The sequence below is a fragment of the Streptomyces sp. Isolate_45 genome, assembly GCF_024721315.2.
Lineage (GTDB): Bacteria > Actinomycetota > Actinomycetes > Streptomycetales > Streptomycetaceae > Streptomyces.
This window is the reverse complement of the sequence record NZ_JANFAK020000007.1, coordinates 1-16,506: the sequence shown is the minus strand read 5'-3', so window position 1 is coordinate 16,506 and position 16,506 is coordinate 1. Positions and strand designations below refer to the sequence as shown.

Here is a 16,506-nt window from a genome sequence, read left to right as displayed (position 1 = left end):
ACCCCAGGAGCCCTGCCATGCGCATCCTCGTCACCGGCGCCTCGGGCGTCGTCGGCACCGAAGTGGCCGAGCGCCTCGCCGCGGAAACCACCGGCCGTGCCGGTAGCGGCATCGTCCGTACCGCACGCCGTGCGGGCGCGGGCGACACCGGTCCCCTGACGGCGCCCGTCCCCTGGGACATCGGCGCCGAACCCGCCCCGGACCCCCTCACCGGCCGGCCCTGGGACGTCATCGTGCACACCGCGGCGTCCACCCGGTGGACCATGACCCGCCAGGAGGCCACCGACGCCAACATACGGACCCTGCGGGCGGTGCTCGCGCTCGCCGGCCCGGACACCCACGTCGTCCACGTCTCCACCGCCTACGTGGGCGGGGTACGCGCCCCCGAGGACCTCAGGGGTGCGGAGTTCGAGGGCTACCGCAACGGCTACGAGTGGTCGAAGGCCGCCTGCGAGGAGATCGTGGCCGGTGAGCACCGCGGGCCGGCGACGATCGTCCGCCCGCCGCTGGTCCTCGGCCGTCGCGGCGACGGTGCCATCGGCCGCTTCTCCGGCCCGTACAGCCTCTTCCCCGCGCTCGTCTCCGGGCTCGCGGCCGTCGTCGTCGGGGACCCCGACGGCTTTGCCGAGATCGCTCCCGTCGACGAGGTCGCCGAGGTGATCGCGGGGGCCGCCCTCGGCACCCCGCCCGGGTCGCCGCGCACCGAGGTGATCTCGGCGGGGCAGGACAGCATGCGCCTGTCCGACCTGGTCCGCATCACCTGTGACACCCTCAACACCTTCCGGGCCGAGCATGGCGTCGACCCGATCGCGCAGCCGCCGACCGTGTCCACGGACAGCTGGAACCGTTTCTTCCTGCCGTTGGCCGCGCAGTGGCTCTCCCCCGTCCAGCAGGAGGCCGTGAAGCTGCTGGCGATGTTCCAGAGCTACACGAGCATGAGCGAGCCCTTCGAACCCACGCACAAGGTCGCCGACCCGGGCGGGGTGATGGCGGCGTCGGTGCTGCACTGGGCGCGGAGCAAGCCCCGTCAGGCCCTCGGCCGTACCGTGCCGTGGACGTTGATCGACGCCGCATGAGGGACGAGGGCCCGCCGCCCGCGCCCCTGCCGCCACCCGCCCGAGGAAAGGACGACCGACCGTGCACGCCCTGCTGATCAGCGGAAGCCCCCGGGTGGGCTCCGGCACCACCGCGCTGGCCGCGCTGGTGGGTGACGCCCTGCGCGCCCGGGGTACCACCGTGACGTCCCTCGAACTGGCGCGGGCCTCGGGGCCGCGCCTTCGGGGCGCGCCGCGGACCTACGACGCCGTCGTCCTGGCCAGCCCCGTCCACCACGCCAGCTACTCCGGCCTGCTCAAGCTCGCGCTGGACGAGCTGCCGGGCGACTGGCTGGCCGACACGGCGGTCGGGGTCCTCGCCCACGGCGCCGGCCCGCGGACCGGCAGCGTGGTGTGCGAACACCTGCGTACGGTGGCCAGGGCACTCGGGGGCTGGGTGGCCCCCACCCAGATCGCGTCGTGTCCCGCCGACTTCGTCCCCGGACCGCACGGCACCGCCCCCGTGCCGGACGAAGCACTGCTGCGCCGCTGTCACGCCCTCGCCTCGGAACTCCACCGCTGCGCGACGATGCTCCGCGCCCCGGTCGCGGAACACGTCTGACACCCCGCCACCCCGTGCGCCCCGACGCCTCCGCCGTCCCCGATCAGGGGCGCGGGAGGCCTCGGGGCGCGCGGCGCCCACGGGCTTCCCGGGCCGTCGGTGTGACCCGCGCCACCACCCGGACCCCTCGGGCCGGACGTGCGTGATCATGACAGCATGGACGCTCGTTTCCTTGGTATCCCGGAACTGGTCGAAACCCCCTCCGTGGCGGTCGTGGTCGACGTCATGCGTGCTTACACGGTGGCCGCCTGGGCCTTCGCCCAGGGCGCGGAGAAGATCGTCCTCGCCGAGTCACCGGACGAGGCCCTGGCGCTCAAGGCCCGGCACCCGGATTGGGTGGCGCTCAAGGACGGTGCGCACGCGCCCGGGTTCGACGCCGTCAACTCGCCGGGCCTGCTGCGGTCCGTCGACCTCACCGGACGCACTGTCGTGCAGAAGACCACGGCGGGAACGGTCGGCGCGCTCGCGGTCAAGGAGGCGTCGCTGGTGCTGTGCGCCGGCTTCGTGGTGGCGGAGGCGACGGCCCGGCTCCTGCGGACGCGGGGGTGCGACGCCGTCACGTTCGTGGTCACCGGCGAGGACGGGCGGGCCGACGAGGACCTGGCCTGCGCCCAGTACATCGCCCGGCGGGCCGACGGGACCGCGACGGACGCGACCGGGTTCCTCCGCCGCGGCGCCGAGTCACGCGCCGCCGCGGAGCTGGCGCAGGGGGTGCGTCAGGGAGTGCATCCCGATGACGTCGCGCTCTGTCTCGAACTCGACCGGTTCCCCTTCGCCATGGTGGCGACCTCGGAGGACCGCCTCATGGTGCTCCGCCCGTACGCCGTGCCCGCGCCGACCGAAGGGGACCGGGCGAGCGCGTAGGAGCGGGCGAGCGCATAGGAGCGGCGGGGCGCGGCGAGGAGCCCCGCTCCACCCCGCGGGCCCTGGTCACGGGTCCACCGGGAAACCGGTGAACAGCGGTCGGGCTTCCCGGCGTCCGTGGTTCAGCACCTTCACGAGTGCCTCGCGCAACTCGTCCACGGCCTCGGTCGGCATGTCGAGCACGGCCTCGATCTCCGCGTCCTGCAACTCCAAGTCGTCCAGGCGGTCGGGATCCAGCGACACCGTGAGCAGGTTGCCCGTCAGGGCCACCTCGCGGACGCAGCCGTAGGCGGTGCACTGGTCCTCGGTCGTCACGCGGTACGTGTCGAGCCCGAGCGAGACGTCCTGCGCGGACGGCTCGGCGACGGCGCGCGTGAACAGCAGGAGGAAGCCGTCCTCGTCCTCGTACTCCGCGACCCCGGCCTGCGTCTCACCATCGACGTCGGCCTCGGCTGCGAACGCGCGGGCCGTGAACCTGTATGTCATGCACCGGTTCTACCAGGAGCCCGGCACGGGGTCGCGACCGGCCGTCCGCCGAGGCGCCGTCGCACCGGCACGCCCGCACCGGTGCGACGGGATCCTTGGCGCTGGTCACGGTCGGTCAGTCCGTGTCGAGGACCTTCACGGTGACGGGGGTGCCGGCCTCCACGGTGCGGCTGACCGTGCAGAGCTTGTCGTGGGAGGTCTTCACGGCGCGCGGCAGGATCGCACGGGCCCGGTCGCCGCCCTCACCTGCGGGAAATCGGACGGTGAAGGCGGCTTCCAGGTCCGTCATGCGGTTGCCGCCCGCGTCCTCGACCTTGTGCCCGTGCACGGCGACGGAGAACGCGCCGGGTTCGGCGTGTCGGGTGGTGGCGACGTCCACGTCGGCCGCGGAGCAGCCGCCGATCGCGGCGAGGAAGAGCTCGACGGGGGTGAAGCCCCCGCCGGACCCGGTGGCGAAAGCGATGGTGTCACCGCGGGAGTTGGTCGCGGTGAACGTGCCCGGACCGGTCCGCTCGACGGTGACGGAGCGCAGGGAGTCAGCTGTCATGCCGTCGACGGTAGCCGCGCCACCGGCCGAAGGAGGAACACGGCCCGGTCCGGGTCCTGGACCAGGTCGATCGGCCCGACCTCGAACAGGCGATTCGGTAGTCCGGCGGACAGGGCGGCTGCGTCCGCCTCCCCCGGAGCGGACGACGCACCTCGCGGACGGCCTCGTTCAGCGCCACGGACCGGGTCGATCAGAGGGGAAGCGGGACGGCGCCGCGGGCGACGGGGTGCAGGGAGGCGTGTTCCAGGGGCGCCGACGGGTCGATCGACAGGTCGAGCCGCGCCGGAGCCGCGCCGGCCCGCACCAGGAGGTCGCCGACGGCGGCGATCATCGCCCCGTTGTCGGTGCACAGGGTCAACGGGGGGACCCTCAGTTCGACCCCGGCCGCCGCGCAGCGCTCCTCCGCCAGCGCGCGCACCCTGGAGTTCGCGGCGACCCCACCCACCACCACGAGGGTGCGCGCCCCGTACTCCTCGCAGGCGGCCAGCGCCTTGCGCGTCAGCACGTCCGCGACGGCCTCCTGCAGGGAGGCGGCGCCGTCGGCGAGGGGGAGCTCCTCGCCGCCGAGGCGGTGCTGCTCGGCCCAGCGGGCGGCGGCGGTCTTGAGGCCGGAGAAGGAGAAGGCGTACGGGGCGTCACCCGGACGTGTGAGGGGGCGCGGGAACGCCACCGCGCACCCGTCGCCCCCGCGGGCCGCCCGGTCGATCGCGGGTCCGCCCGGGTAGGGCAGTCCGAAGACCCGTGCCACCTTGTCGAAGCACTCCCCGGCGGCATCGTCGACGGTGTCGCCGATGTGCAGGATCGGGTCCCGTACGAGGTCCCGTACGAACAGCAGCGAGGTGTGGCCTCCCGACACGATCAACACCATGCACGGGTTGGGGAGCGGCCCGTGCTCCAGCGTGTCGGCGGCGACGTGTCCGGCCAGGTGGTGCACGCCGTACAGCGGCACGCCCGCGGAGTACGCGAGGGTCTTCGCCCCGGCCAGCCCCACCTGCAGCGCACCCGACAGCCCCGGCCCGGTGGTCACGGCCACGGCGGTGATGTCCGAGATCCGCAGCCCCGCCCGGTCAAGCGCCTCCTGGACGACCGGGTTGAAGGCCTGCAGGTGGGCGCGGGCGGCGATCTCCGGCACCACTCCGCCGAAGCGCGCGTGTTCGTCCATGCTCGACGCCACCACGTGCGCCAGGAGCCGCCCGCCCGAGACGATCCCGGCCCCCGTCTCATCACAGGACGACTCGATGCCCAGCACCACCGGAGAGCCCACGACGACCCCTTTCGCACCAATCAAGCAGTTGCAACTTATGTGCAACAAGGTACCGGCCGAGGGGCGGGCCCGGACGGGCACGTGCGCCGGCGCGGCCGGCCGGCCGTCTGCCGACGCTGCCGCCGGCCCGGGCGTCACGGCGGGGCCTACGGGAGGGCGCCCGTCGGGGTGGGTCCCGTCGGGGCCGCGGGCAGTACTACCTCGGTACGTCCATGTGCAGGCGGACCGTGGTCCCCTGGTCGCGGGTGGAGCGGATCTCGACCAGGTCGCAGAGCTGGTGGGCGAGCCACAGCCCACGGCCTCCCAGCTGGTGGGCGTCGGGACGGCTGCGGCCCGCCATGACGTCGGAGATGTAGCCGGAGTCGCGGAACTCGCAGAGGAAGGTCGCGTCCTGGGTCCAGGTGCGCAGGGTGCCGCCGCCCCCTCCGTGGCGGATGCTGTTCGTCGCGATCTCCGTGACGGCCACGGCCAGCTTGGACAGCCGGTCGTGCGGCACTCCCGCGTCGGACGCGCACTGGGATACCTTCGAACGGATCGCCGCCAGGTCGCCCTGCGTATAGCTCAGCTCCTGGAACGGGTCGCACGGGGCGCCCTGGGCCTCGAAGGCGTACTCCTCGCCGGCGAGGTAGTCCTCGTTCGGCGCCTGCCGACCGTCCCGGCGGATCAGCGGGTGGCAGATCGACAGCGACCGCAGGGCGTCCTGGTCCTCGTCGGCCGCGTCGTAGGGACACAGCATCGACCAGGTGGAACTGCGCGCGAAGGCCCGGTTCAACAGCCATTCGTTGTAGCGCAGTTCGGACAGGTGCGCGGCGCTGCGCGCCTCGCGCCACGCGGTTTCACCGATGCCGCGCACGGGCCTGTCGCCCTCGCCGCGCTCCTTCATCCACGCGGTCCAGGCGGCGACGAGACGGCCGGGGTTCGGGCCCGCCGTCGTCGTGTCGACGAAGGTGACGGCCGGTTCGTCGGCGAGTTCGCCGCGCAGGAGCGAGCTCTTGTCGGAGGGGACGGCGACGACGACCGCCTCACCGCCCTCCAAGGCCTCGTGGATGAAGCCCAGGGTCCCGGACAGGAACTGTGCCTCGCCGCGGTAGGGGTACAGCTCGTGACGGAAGGGACTCCGGTCCTCTCCGGACGGCTTCGAGGGCACGGTCGCGGTCATGCCGCCATCACCACCGGTACTCCGTCGGTCGCGTAGCCCGCGAGCTCCCAGCACAGGCGCACGGTCTCGTTCGCGCCTTCCACCTCGATCCGGCGGTCCGGCAGGTGACGGGCCGCGTCCACGAGCGCGTGCATGCCGGCGGCGTCGATCATCTCCAGGGTGTCGAACCGCAGCTTCATGGTGGGCGTGTGCCGTATCGCGGCCCTCGCTGCGGCGTTGAACGCGTCCGCGCCCTCCGAGTCGATCACTCCGTCCACGCTCCACTCGTTGGCACCGGTGCTGAACATCCGAAACGCCGGACGCTCAGCGCGCGTGCCCATCTCGTGAGGATGCATACACGCCGCCCGCTCCATCGACGGCGCGTCCCACAGCGACGACCGGAAGGCGCACACCACGATGGCGCCGCTCTCGGAGGCGAACTCGTCGAGCTTGAGTTCCTGCGCCAGCATTTCCTCGGCCCCGCCGGGCGCGGTCATCGGTGCCCGCTCCGTGAGGACACGGACCGATCGGAAGCCCTGGCGGACGGCCGTGCGGGCCTCGCGGCGTACCGCTGCCAGCATCACGTCCGTGTCCGCCAGGTCCGGCAGGTCGAGGATCACCGACGCCGCCGGGGAACAGTCACGCGCGGTCGTGGCGGCACCGGTCGAGCCGATCATCACGACCTTGTCCCCGTAGAGGGCTCCGTCGGCCACGTACGCCCGCACGTCGGTGAGCAGGGTCGCGGTCGGGTCCATGCGCCAGCACACGTGGTCGCCGAGCTCGACCTCGTCCAGTCTCGTCAGGGCTCGCGCCGCTCTCACAGCCAGCCTCCCTAGGATTGCCCGACCTGCCCGTACCGCCACCGCACGATACCGGCCCGGGCCGCAGAACCGACGACGTTGCGGTCGGACCGCGAAGGGATCCTGTTCGACCCCTGCCCACCACGCGGAGCGCCAATCTCCGCGGCGACGACGAAAGCGGAGGGCACGACCCCCAGGTGTCCGCGCCCCTCGGGCCCGCCCGGGGGGCGCGGCGCGAGCGGGAGGACATGCCCGCGCCGCCCCGGCCGGCCGCCACCACCGCCGGTCACCGGGGCATGGTGCCCGAGTGGACCAGGGTCCCCTCCGCCCCTCCGGACGACGGACGGCCGCGATCCGCGAAGGGGTGGACCCGCGCCGGCGGCCTCGCTCAGCCGATGGGAACGACGCGGGCCCACGCGGGCGGAGCGTCAGGAACGTAGTCCGGATCCTCCTCGTTCACGGTGCGGAGGGGACGGGGGAAGAGGCCGACGACCGTGCGGCAGGACGGTTGCGCGGAGGGCCAGGGCGTTTGCCCGTCCGTCAGCGCGACGATCACGTCCGGGCGGGGGCGGGAGCGCAGCGCACGGGCGAAGCCGGACCGCAGGTCCGTGCCACCGCCGCCGATCAGTTCGAGGTTCTCGGCCCGGCACAGCGGTACCGCGACGCCCGCCGCCGCGTCGCAGGAGATCACGGAGACCAGGTCGCGCTGCCCGCCCACCGCCCGTGAGATCGCCGCCACCTCCAGCAGCGCGCCGCCCAGCTCGGCGTCGCTCACCGACCCGGAGGTGTCGATCACGACGCAGACCCGGGGCGGCATCCGGCGCAGGCTCGGCAGCACGACGCCGGGGACGCCGGCCGAGCGACGGGACGGACGCCGGTAACTGTGGTCCTCGCCCGGCCCCGGAGCTCCCGCGGCCGCGCGGAGCGCCGCACCGAGCAACTGCCGCCACGGTTGCGGAGGGTGGAACGCCTCGTCCGCCCAACGCCGCCACCCTTCCGGAGCGTCCCCGGGCCGGCCGGTGATCGCCTCGGCCACCCGGAAGCGCACCGCGTCACGCTGCTGCCGGCTCAGGCCGTGCGATCCCTCGGGCCCCAACTCCCAGGGCCGCGCGTGCCCGTCGGCGCCGCTGCCGCAGTCCAGCCAGGCCAGCCGTGGTGTGCGACCCGCCATCGAGAACCGCCGCAGGTACTCCTCCATGAGCAGCCCTTCGGGCAGGCCCACCAACGCCGGGAGCACCGCCCCCGCCGGCTTCGGCAGGCCATCGCCGTAGATGTCGTCGTTGATCTCGAAGTCGGCCGCGACGTTCTGCCTCAGCCGCTGCCCCGGCCCTTGTTCCCCGTGCTCCCGGGCGTACCGCGCGCTGCGTTCGTGGTGGTCCCGAAGGAGGTGGGAGACTTCGTGCACCCAGACGCCCGCCAGCTCTTCCATTGGAGTGCGCGACACGAAGGACGGGGAGACGTAGCAGCGCCAGTAGGCGTCCACCGCCATGGTCGGCACCGACCGGTCCTCCACCACGTGGAGCGCGAAGAGCGCGCCGGCGAGGTACGGCCGGACGGCGACCGCGTACAGCCGCGCTGCCAGAAGCTTGTCCATGTCCAGCGGGACCACGGGGCCCGGCGGTGCCCCGGGAACCGCGATTCGCACCGGCCGCGGCGGTGGGGGCGGGGACATGGGGCGCGGTAGCGGGCGCGGCGGCGGCTGCTTCACGGCCCCGCTCATCGGCGCCCACCCGCCGCGCTCCTGACGCCCGCGGCCGCCGCGGTACGGGTCACCGAATCCTCCACCCGCCGGGCGAGGCCGACGACCGCGGCGAGGCGCTCCACCGCGTCCGGAACCTCCCAGCCGTCGCGACGCAGCGCCGCCAGCGCCTTCGCCGGGGCGACCAGCAGATCCGGTGCGCCGGTCTCCAGCGCCCTGACCAGCACCGCCCAGCCCGCCTCCCAGCGCTCCCGCTCCGGACGCGCCCCGACGGCGGCGACCACCGCTTCCAGGGTGGCCTGGCGCAGGTCGCCGCGCTCGGGCAGTTCGGCGGCGGCCGGGTCGGCGAGCAGCGACTCCGGGTCGGGCAGCTCCATCCGGTCGATGTGGGCGAGCAGTTCGAGGCCCGGCCCGTCACCGACCGCACCTCGGACCAGCGTTGCCAGCACGTCCCGGGAGACGGAAGCCGCCGTACCGAAGGCGAGCAGGGACATCGCGGCCTCCCAGCTGCGAGGCGAGGGCCATGCGCCACCGCGCTTCGTCTCGGTGGTCGGCAGCCGGTGGATGAGGGTCGGCCGGGCGTTCAGGAAGCCGCAGACCGCGCGGCGGGCGAACGCCACCGCCTCCGGCAGTCCCGCCGGGTCGAGCCGGGGCAGTTCCGCGCGCGGCCAGACCCCACCGAGACCGCGCACCACCACGTCCCGGTCGTGCACCCAGTACAGGTGCACGAACCGGTTCGCCAGCGGCGGGCTCAGTTCCCATCCGTCCGCGGCCGACGCACGCGGATTGGCCGCGGCCACGATCCGTACGCCTGGCGGCAGTTGCAGCGTGCCGACCCTCCGCTCCAGGACGACCCGTAGCAGTGCGGCCTGGACGGCGGGGGTGGCGGTGGACAGTTCGTCGAAGAAGAGCAGCCCCCGCCCGGCGCGCGCCAGCTCCACGGCCCATTGCGGCGGGGCCATGGGCACGCCGTTCGCTGCGGGGTCGTCGCCCACGATGGGCAGCCCGGAGAAGTCGGTCGGCTCGTGGACGCTGGCGATCACTGTCGTCAGCGGCAGTTCGAAGGAGGCGGCGAGCTGGGTCAGCGCGGCCGTCTTGCCGATACCGGGCTCGCCCCAGAGCAGGACGGGCAAGTCGGCCGCGACGGCCAGGGTGAGTGCCTCCAGTTGCTCGTCGGGGCGCGGCTCGGTCGTGGTCGTCCGCAGGAGGGTTCGGAGGTCTTCGGCGAGGGAGAGTTGCGTGCGACCGGCCGGAATCGGCACGGGGACGGGGACGGGGAGGAGGGTGCTTGAGTTCACGGGCATCACCTGGGTGTGTTCGGGGACGGGAACCGTCCTGGATGTTGTCGTCGTTCAGCGGCGCACGACGGCGTGGGCGCCGTACGCGCGCCATGCGCAGTGCCCGCAGGGGTCGGGGCCGGCTGCCGGGCCGGGTCCGGGCCGGGCCGTTGCCGGTGTGAGTCAGGTGCCGGAGGGCTCTCGGACGAGACCGTGCGGCCGACCCGCCCCGCGGACGCGGGCGCGACGGTCCTTCAGCTCTGCAGGCCGGTCCGGGGTCGGGTACGGCTGCCCCGCTTGCGGCGCATCTCCCCCGGCAGACGACGGTCGAGCCGTGGCCGGTGGCCCGGGTCCCCCGTCGCCGTCGCGGCGGGATGCACCGGTACCAGCCCCGAGCGGAAGGCCCCGTGGTCGAGGCGTCCGGTCACAGCCGCTTCCAGTGCTTCCCGCAGGGGCCCTTCTCGCAGGACGGCGCCGGGACCGAGCAACCCCTCGACCACGCCCAGGGCACCGGTCACGTCGCCGTGGCCGAGCCGTTCACGGACTGCCGGCAGCGCCTCGGGGGTGCGGTGCACCGTGTCGATCGCCCTGAGGCAGGGCAGTCCAGGCCCGCCGAGGGCCATGAGGAGTTCCTCACGGGCCAGTTGGGCCGGATGATGGTCGACCGCCGTCAGCGTCCCGTTTCGCAGCGCGATTCGGTGGACCTCCCCGACGCACTCGACCCGATGCGGATCCGTGGGCCCGGGGGCCGGTTCGTCCGCCGTCCCTCCGAGGTCGCGCACCGCCACCCGACCGGAAGCCGAGCCCACGACTTCGGGCGCGGACAGCGCTGCCGCGACCAGCGGGTGCAGCCGTTCGACACGGAGCAGGCCGGCCCGCAGCAACTCCAGGTCCGGATGCGGCCGGGCAGCGGCCTCCGGAAGCAGCGGGAGCGCCGCGACCCGCTGCGGCGGCGGCATCTCCCGTACCGGCCGGAGCACCGGGGCATGGCTGTCGTCGGGGGCGACGAGTTCGAGCACGGAGTGGCTGCGCGCACCGAGCCGCACGGTGAGGGCCCCGCGAGGACGGCCCTCGGCCCGCAGGAGCAGTTCCGCCTCGTGGGCCCAGTGGTCGGGCGGCCACGAGGGACCACGGCCGTCGGTTCGGTACGGCGCGTCCGCGCCGCACCTTTGTGCCAGCTCGGCGCTGCGCGTGGCGTCCCAGAGGTGTCGGTGCAGGTCGAGGCGGAAACGCCGGTCGGGGTGGGGATGCGGATGGTGCTCCGGTGCGTCGCTCCGCGAATCCTCCCAGAGCGCCAGGGACATCCGCTGACCTGCGTCCGCCCAGGCGGGTGGCGTCCGCACGACGAGCTGCGGCGCGGCGGGGCTCCGGGCTCCGTAGCGGGCGAGCGAAAGGGTGAGACCGGGCCGGAGCCGCCCGTCGGGGGCGATCCGGGGCATGTTCCAGCGCAGCAGTTCCGGCGCCAGTCGGCGCAGATCCGCCCTTAGGCGGGTGGCGAGTTCAGTGCCGTGGCTGTGGCGCACGGCGCGCAGATCGAGATCGACGTCAATCCGGGCGACGGCGCAGGCACCGGCCCAGTCACCGACAGCGCGGCGCGCGGTCGCGTTCTCGATCATGGACGGTGGCACGGCGTAATCGCGTACGCGCTGCCACATCAGTAGGCGGGCGGGAATCGGTTCCACGAAGTGAGTTGCCATCAGCACTCACCTTGCGTGGACGATTCCCCCAATCCGAAACAGGGGAAGTTGTTCATCACCGGCATCATAAGCACCTCCCGGATGATCTGTCAGCCACAAAACCGTGAGCCCTCGGGGCCGCGGCCGGGGCGCCGGCACGGTGGGCACCGTGTGGCGTGCGCCGTGACGTGCACCGCCTCGGTCGGCCGGGCCGCTCCCTGTCCCGGGACGGGGAGCGGCCCGCCGAGTACGGGTTGAACTTCGAGGCCCGGGGCAGCAGAGCGGCAGGCCCGAATCGGATGGACCGCGCGTGCGGTGCGGGATTTCGCGCAGCGGAGTCCGTGACGGGTTCGTCCGAGTCCCGTGAACGTTCGACTGCCAAGGGGGTAGCCGTGTCCGACAGAAGCGTGGCGACGCTGGCTCTGTACTACCGCGACGAGGGACCCGAACTCGTGGCGTTCGGCGGGACCTCGATTCCCGCCCGGCTCGACGTCGTCGACCCCACGGGGCGGATCGTGGCGGTGTACGAAGTCGGCGCGCCCACCGAATCCGGCACCACCCGCCCCGACGCCGAAGGAGCTTTCGACGCCGACGACGTGATCGAGGTGTCCGGAGGCGCCGACATCGAGTTCATCGCGCTGGAGCGCGACGCCGACGGAGGTCACTTCGTCAGGGCCTCGGTCGGTGGCCGCGAGCAACTCTTCGCGGCCACGGTCAACACCGTCACCGGAAAGGTCCTCTACGACGCCGGCGGACCACCGGCGGTCCGACCCACCCCGACGAGCGGAGTGATCACCATCCTGTGAGGTGGGGGGCGGTACGAGCCTGTGAGGTGGGGCGGTACGAGCCACCCGGCCGTCCTTCCGGCCAGGTGCTGGTGCCCGCGCCCTCGTCGACCCGCTCGGGATGGCCGCTGCGGCGGAGCTGGAACGGTTCGTGGCAGGTGAGTCCGTCATCGACGCAGGCTCAGACCTACGCCTTCCCCGGCGCAGAGCGTTGCGCGCACCGCTGGTCGGGCTACGGCCGTACCGGCCGGGAGCGTCAGCGGCCGGTCGCGGGGTGCGCGCACCCCTGCAGCGCCGGGCGGTCCTTCGTGCGGACGACGGGGAGCCACGCTGTCGGGGGTGTGGAGCCGGGCGGGAGGCGGACGTTGAACCAGCGGGTGGACTGCGGGTCCGCCTCGTCGATGACGACCCGGCCGTTGGGCAACTGGCAGTCGACCGCGAGGACGTCACCGTGCCACACCCGGGACAGTACGACGTTGTCTGCGGTGTACTGGCGCATCGGGTCGATCGCCAGGCCCAGACCGCACTGCGGGTCCCGGTCGGCCCGCTCCTGGCAGCCCTTCTCCGCGTTGAACACCCGGATCGTGCCGGCCGCCGCGCACTCCGGGCCGTCCAGGGCGGGGCGGTCCGGGGCCTCAAGGACGAAGGAGTCCAGGAGGCGGATCAGCCGCGCGTGCCCGGCCCCGCGTCCCAGTGGCTGTGCGGGATCGGCCCTTGCGCCCCCGGTCGCGGACGTCGCGTACGGGACCTGCCGGGGTGGGCAAGGTCACCGTGCCCGAGAGGGCACGGCCCGGCGGAACCGCCCTTTCACCCCTTCAACGTGGCGCGATCCGCACTCCGGGCCCTGCCGCAGGCGGTCGATGGGGACATCACGCGAGGTATCCCCTTCACGCCTTGCGCAGGCGGTCGATGACGCCGTTGATGTCGCGCTCCAGCAGATGCCGGCGGACCCAGTGGCCGCCGTCCACCTCATGCTGCTCGTAGGGGATGCCCGCGCGGTCGAGGTGCCACTTGAACTCCCGCTGGGTGGCGAGCACCAAGGTCTCGTTGGCGTAACCCTGGATGTCCTGGGGGCTGGTGCCGGCAACCAGGAAGACCCGCTTGTGCCGGTAGCTCTCGACGCGCTCGCACGGGTTGTCCGCGCTGACCCGGGCCTGGTCCCAGAAGGGCGCGCCGTAGACGCTGCCGCCGTTCAGTTCCACGGCGGCGGAAGAGACGTTGGCCCAGTGGGTCACCAGGTCACCGTTGCCGCCGCGCAGGTTGGCCGGGCCGGAGTGGGCGCTGACCGAGGCGAAGTGGCCGTAGTACTTGGCCGCGTACTTCAGGGCGCCGAAGCCGCCCATGGAGAACCCGGAGACGGCGCGGCCGTCGTACTCGGCGTAGGTGCGGAAGTTCGCGTCGATCCACGGGATCAGCTGCCCGATGTGGAAGTACTCCCAGTTCCGGGCGCCGATGTTGGAGCTCACCGCGTTGGAGTACCAGCCGGCGCGCCCGCCGTCGGGCATCACGACGATGAGGTCCTTCCAGGCCGTCAGGCCCCGGATGTCGTGGTGCGCGTCGAAGGTGATGAAATCCTCCAGGCCACCGTGGAGCAGGTAGAGAACGGGGTAGCGGCGCCCGCTGGTGTGGTAGCCGTCGGGGAGCAGCACGTTGACGGCCGGTGTCCAGCCGCCGATGGCGGAGGTTTGGAACCGGTAGTACCACATCCGGTGATCCTGCTCGTTGCGTTCCGTGACGCGCAGGAAGTCGTCGGCCGCCGAGGCCGCCGACGCCGACGCGAGAACGCCGCCGGCTCCCAGGGCCACCGCGGCGGCGAGCCCGCCCGCGGACGTGAGGATGCTCCTGCGGGTGGGGTTCTGCGTGGTCAAGGTGACCTCCTGTGGGCGAGCTGACTGGGGATCCGGTTGCCGTCCCGGCGGCACGGGCGATTTGGAGGCTAGTGATCACCGCCCGGGAGGAGTATCCGGAACCTTACGGACTGACAGAACCGGCTCGCGTCCTCTAGGACCTGCGTGATGTCGTGAAGGCAACTGTCGGATGGCCCCTGGGCCGCCGTCCACGAACGCTTCCGCGTCCGGCGGGACGCCGGTGTCTTCACCGCCCTACTGGAAGGCCTGATCACCGAGGGTGCCCGCACGGGAGGAACAGACTGTGCCGTCCGCTCGCACTGGTCTTGACCGTCGGGCAGGCCGGGGACAGCCCGCAGTTCGTCCCGGTGCTCGCGAAGGTGAGAATCAGCCTGGCCCTCGGTCGTCCCCGCACCAAGCCGGGCGCGGTGGCCAAGGACAAGGCCTACTCGTCGACAAGACCCCTGTCGGCCACCTCGCCGGCCTCCACCTCCGCGCCGCAGTGATCTGGATCGACGACCTGATCAAGACCGCCGAATGATCACATGACGGGCCTGAGGGGCCTGACGGGCCCGACGGGCAAAGCGCGCGAGCCTTAGCGGGAGGGGCCGCGGGTGACCACCCGTAATTCTCCGGATCCCCGGGCCGTGTCCCTCTCGGTAGCTTTGAGCGCGATCACACTGTGACCCAGCGCGACCGCGACGGGTCCCTTTTCCGTAGTGCCTCGTACCGCTACCGACCAGGAGCCCGTTGTGAGCGCACACCGTCCCTCCCGCAGAGCGCTCCTCAGAGCCGCCGGTGGACTTTCGGCTGCGACATCCCTCGCAGGCGCAAACGTCCTCGCGACGGGATCCGGGGCCAGTGCCGCCGGAAACGGCATCGGTCTCCGCTCCGCCCAGCCCGTCCGGTCGGACGTGGGCGGCCCGATCACCCGTGACGAGATCCTTCTCCGTGCCCGGCCCGGGACTACGGCTGGATCGAACGCCAGATGCGTTCGGACAGGACACGGGCGGCCTCGGTGAGGTCGATGTCCTGCGGAGTGGCCAGCCAGCGGTGGGCGGCCACCGCCACCGGCCCGACGACCAGGACCTCCAGCAGCGCATCGGGCAGCGCCGCGATCTCACCCGCCTCCACCCACGGCCGCAAATGGTCGGCGACGCGCGGAAAGTGGTCCGGCTCGACCCCGCGGGCCGGGTCCGCGTGGACGGGCAGGTAGCTGGAGTAGGCCGAGCCGTGCAGGAACCGGGCCATCTCCGGGTTCTCCCTCGTGAACCGCAGGTACGTGGTCACCAGTGCGCGGATTCCGGTACGGGCGCTCCTTGCCCGGCCGAAGGCGGTGAGGACCTCGCCGTACTGCCGCTCCAGACAGCGCGAGTAGAGCGCGGCGGCCAAACCGTCGACGCTGCCGAAGTGGTGGTACAGGCTGCCCAGGCTGACCCCGCTGGCCGAGGTGATCGCGTGGACCGTGAAGCCGGCCTGGCCCTCGGCGGCGTACACCTGGAGTGCCGCGGCCAGCAAGCGTTCGACGGTGATCTCGCCACGGGACTGCTTCATTGCCATGGGCGGAGAGTTTAGTGCGCGACCGGAAGTGTGCGCCGGGTGGCGGATCTCGGGCCCCGGCGCGGTCGCGTGCCGGGGCGGGCCGGCCAGTGAGAACCGCCCGGCCTCGCGGCCGCTTCGGATGGGTCGGGCCGTGTTGCTCCGGCAGCGTCATCCCGCCAAACTAAAATATTTTTCTAGAAACTTGTTCCATATCCAGGCCCCGAGAAACCATACTGACGCCGTTCCGCGACCCCGAGTCGTACGGCCTTCAGAGTCCATCTCACTCCAAGGAGACGCATGAGAATCACACGGGTCGGCCTCCTGGCAGCGGCGGCGGCAGCGCTGCTGCTCGCACCGATCGCGCCCACGCCCGCCTCGGCCTCCGCCCCGGCTCGACAGGTGAACGCGGCGGCAGAACGGCCGGACTTCTTACTTCCGTTCCCCTGTAGCAGCGTGATCGAAGTGAAGACCTACCGAGGTCACAACCCGGACGACAAGAAGATGGACATGTACCGGCAGGGCATGCGGGAGGGCAGCCCCGTCCTGGCCTCGGCCGACGGCTACGTGCACGAGACCTTCTCGCCGGGCGGGCTGGAGATCCGGCACGGCGGCGGATGGTTCACCACGTACATGCACATGACCGGCGTGGCGAGGGAAGGCACGTGGGTCAAGCGCGGCGACGTGGTCGGCTACATGGGGGACGTCGGTTCGGAAGGCAGGCCCCACCTGCACTACGAGCAGCTCTACAACCCCAGCAGCGACCAGGACGCCGACAACCAGCACATCGTCAACCCCGTCCTTCAGGGGCAGGGGCCGCTGGTCTTGAACCCCGACAGCCCGATCACCATGACGAGCACGAACTGCGGTGTGTCCGCCGGCAGTAGCCTGTTCGCCCAGTCCCCGGACCGTTCCGCCGTGTTCCAGT

The 16,506-nt window shown here is 72.6% G+C and carries 16 protein-coding genes and 1 pseudogene; 6 read left to right on the top strand and 11 right to left on the bottom strand.

Annotation, left to right across the window (positions count from 1 at the left end; all coding sequences use genetic code 11):
- The first annotated feature begins 17 nt into the window (after positions 1–17).
- From NOD94_RS04150 to NOD94_RS04140, 3 genes are all read left to right on the top strand, one after another.
- Positions 18–1,076 (top strand): SDR family oxidoreductase, encoded by a 1,059-nt coding sequence (locus NOD94_RS04150; protein WP_281204293.1) that lies wholly within the window; start codon positions 18–20, stop codon positions 1,074–1,076.
- A gap of 61 nt (positions 1,077–1,137) precedes the next feature.
- Entirely contained in the window at positions 1,138–1,656 is a 519-nt protein-coding gene (locus tag NOD94_RS04145; RefSeq protein ID WP_281204292.1) for an NADPH-dependent FMN reductase, read from the top strand.
- Between the two features lie 156 nt (positions 1,657–1,812).
- Entirely contained in the window at positions 1,813–2,520 is a 708-nt protein-coding gene (locus NOD94_RS04140) for a 2-phosphosulfolactate phosphatase (RefSeq protein WP_281204291.1), read from the top strand.
- Between the two features lie 66 nt (positions 2,521–2,586).
- On the opposite strand, the gene NOD94_RS04135 is transcribed toward NOD94_RS04140, so the two are convergent.
- The 8 genes from NOD94_RS04135 to NOD94_RS04100 form a co-directional block, all read right to left on the bottom strand.
- Positions 2,587–3,006, bottom strand: coding sequence for an Imm10 family immunity protein (locus NOD94_RS04135; RefSeq protein ID WP_281204290.1), 420 nt, complete (start codon positions 3,004–3,006; stop codon positions 2,587–2,589).
- Positions 3,007–3,121: 115 nt separating this feature from the next.
- Positions 3,122–3,553 (bottom strand): OsmC family protein, encoded by a 432-nt coding sequence (locus NOD94_RS04130; protein ID WP_281204289.1) that lies wholly within the window; start codon positions 3,551–3,553, stop codon positions 3,122–3,124.
- 190 nt (positions 3,554–3,743) lie between these two features.
- Positions 3,744–4,805 (bottom strand): tRNA (adenosine(37)-N6)-threonylcarbamoyltransferase complex transferase subunit TsaD, encoded by a 1,062-nt coding sequence (gene tsaD, locus NOD94_RS04125; protein ID WP_281204382.1) that lies wholly within the window; start codon positions 4,803–4,805, stop codon positions 3,744–3,746.
- A gap of 208 nt (positions 4,806–5,013) precedes the next feature.
- A complete protein-coding gene (locus NOD94_RS04120; protein ID WP_281204288.1) occupies positions 5,014–5,976 on the bottom strand; it encodes a sensor histidine kinase in 963 nt (320 codons plus the stop codon).
- The gene (locus tag NOD94_RS04115) at positions 5,973–6,776 is read right to left on the bottom strand and encodes an MEDS domain-containing protein (RefSeq protein WP_281204287.1); all 804 of its coding nucleotides are present in this window, start codon (positions 6,774–6,776) and stop codon (positions 5,973–5,975) included. The genes NOD94_RS04120 and NOD94_RS04115 overlap by 4 nt, the downstream gene beginning before the upstream one ends.
- Positions 6,777–7,143: 367 nt before the next feature.
- Positions 7,144–8,349, bottom strand: a complete 1,206-nt coding sequence (locus NOD94_RS04110) for a VWA-like domain-containing protein (protein WP_281204286.1) — start codon at positions 8,347–8,349, stop codon at positions 7,144–7,146.
- Positions 8,350–8,471: 122 nt separating this feature from the next.
- Positions 8,472–9,758 (bottom strand): AAA family ATPase, encoded by a 1,287-nt coding sequence (locus tag NOD94_RS04105; protein ID WP_281204285.1) that lies wholly within the window; start codon positions 9,756–9,758, stop codon positions 8,472–8,474.
- A gap of 227 nt (positions 9,759–9,985) precedes the next feature.
- Positions 9,986–11,428 carry a hypothetical protein gene (locus NOD94_RS04100; protein WP_281204284.1) on the bottom strand — a complete coding sequence of 481 codons (1,443 nt, stop codon included), beginning with the start codon at positions 11,426–11,428 and terminating at the stop codon, positions 9,986–9,988.
- Between the two features lie 371 nt (positions 11,429–11,799).
- Between NOD94_RS04100 and NOD94_RS04095 the strand changes: the two genes are divergently transcribed.
- On the top strand, positions 11,800–12,213 hold the full coding sequence (locus NOD94_RS04095) for a hypothetical protein (RefSeq protein ID WP_281204283.1): 414 nt from the start codon (positions 11,800–11,802) through the stop codon (positions 12,211–12,213).
- 235 nt (positions 12,214–12,448) lie between these two features.
- Here the strand turns inward: NOD94_RS04095 and NOD94_RS04090 are convergent, their stop codons facing one another.
- Together NOD94_RS04090 and NOD94_RS04085 are read right to left on the bottom strand one after the other, a co-directional pair.
- Positions 12,449–12,769, bottom strand: coding sequence for a hypothetical protein (locus NOD94_RS04090; RefSeq protein ID WP_348652311.1), 321 nt, complete (start codon positions 12,767–12,769; stop codon positions 12,449–12,451).
- Positions 12,770–13,079: 310 nt separating this feature from the next.
- Positions 13,080–14,060, bottom strand: coding sequence for an alpha/beta hydrolase-fold protein (locus tag NOD94_RS04085; protein WP_281204282.1), 981 nt, complete (start codon positions 14,058–14,060; stop codon positions 13,080–13,082).
- A gap of 171 nt (positions 14,061–14,231) precedes the next feature.
- Between NOD94_RS04085 and NOD94_RS04080 the strand changes: the two are divergent.
- A pseudogene (locus tag NOD94_RS04080) lies at positions 14,232–14,580 on the top strand (hypothetical protein); the annotation flags it as partial.
- Positions 14,581–15,005: 425 nt separating this feature from the next.
- Here NOD94_RS04080 and NOD94_RS04075 read toward each other — a convergent pair.
- Positions 15,006–15,599 carry a TetR/AcrR family transcriptional regulator gene (locus NOD94_RS04075; RefSeq protein WP_281204281.1) on the bottom strand — a complete coding sequence of 198 codons (594 nt, stop codon included), beginning with the start codon at positions 15,597–15,599 and terminating at the stop codon, positions 15,006–15,008.
- A gap of 279 nt (positions 15,600–15,878) precedes the next feature.
- On the opposite strand from NOD94_RS04075, the gene NOD94_RS04070 reads away from it, so the two are divergent.
- A partial coding sequence (locus NOD94_RS04070) for a M23 family metallopeptidase (protein ID WP_281204280.1) occupies positions 15,879–16,506 on the top strand: 628 nt, incomplete at its 3' end.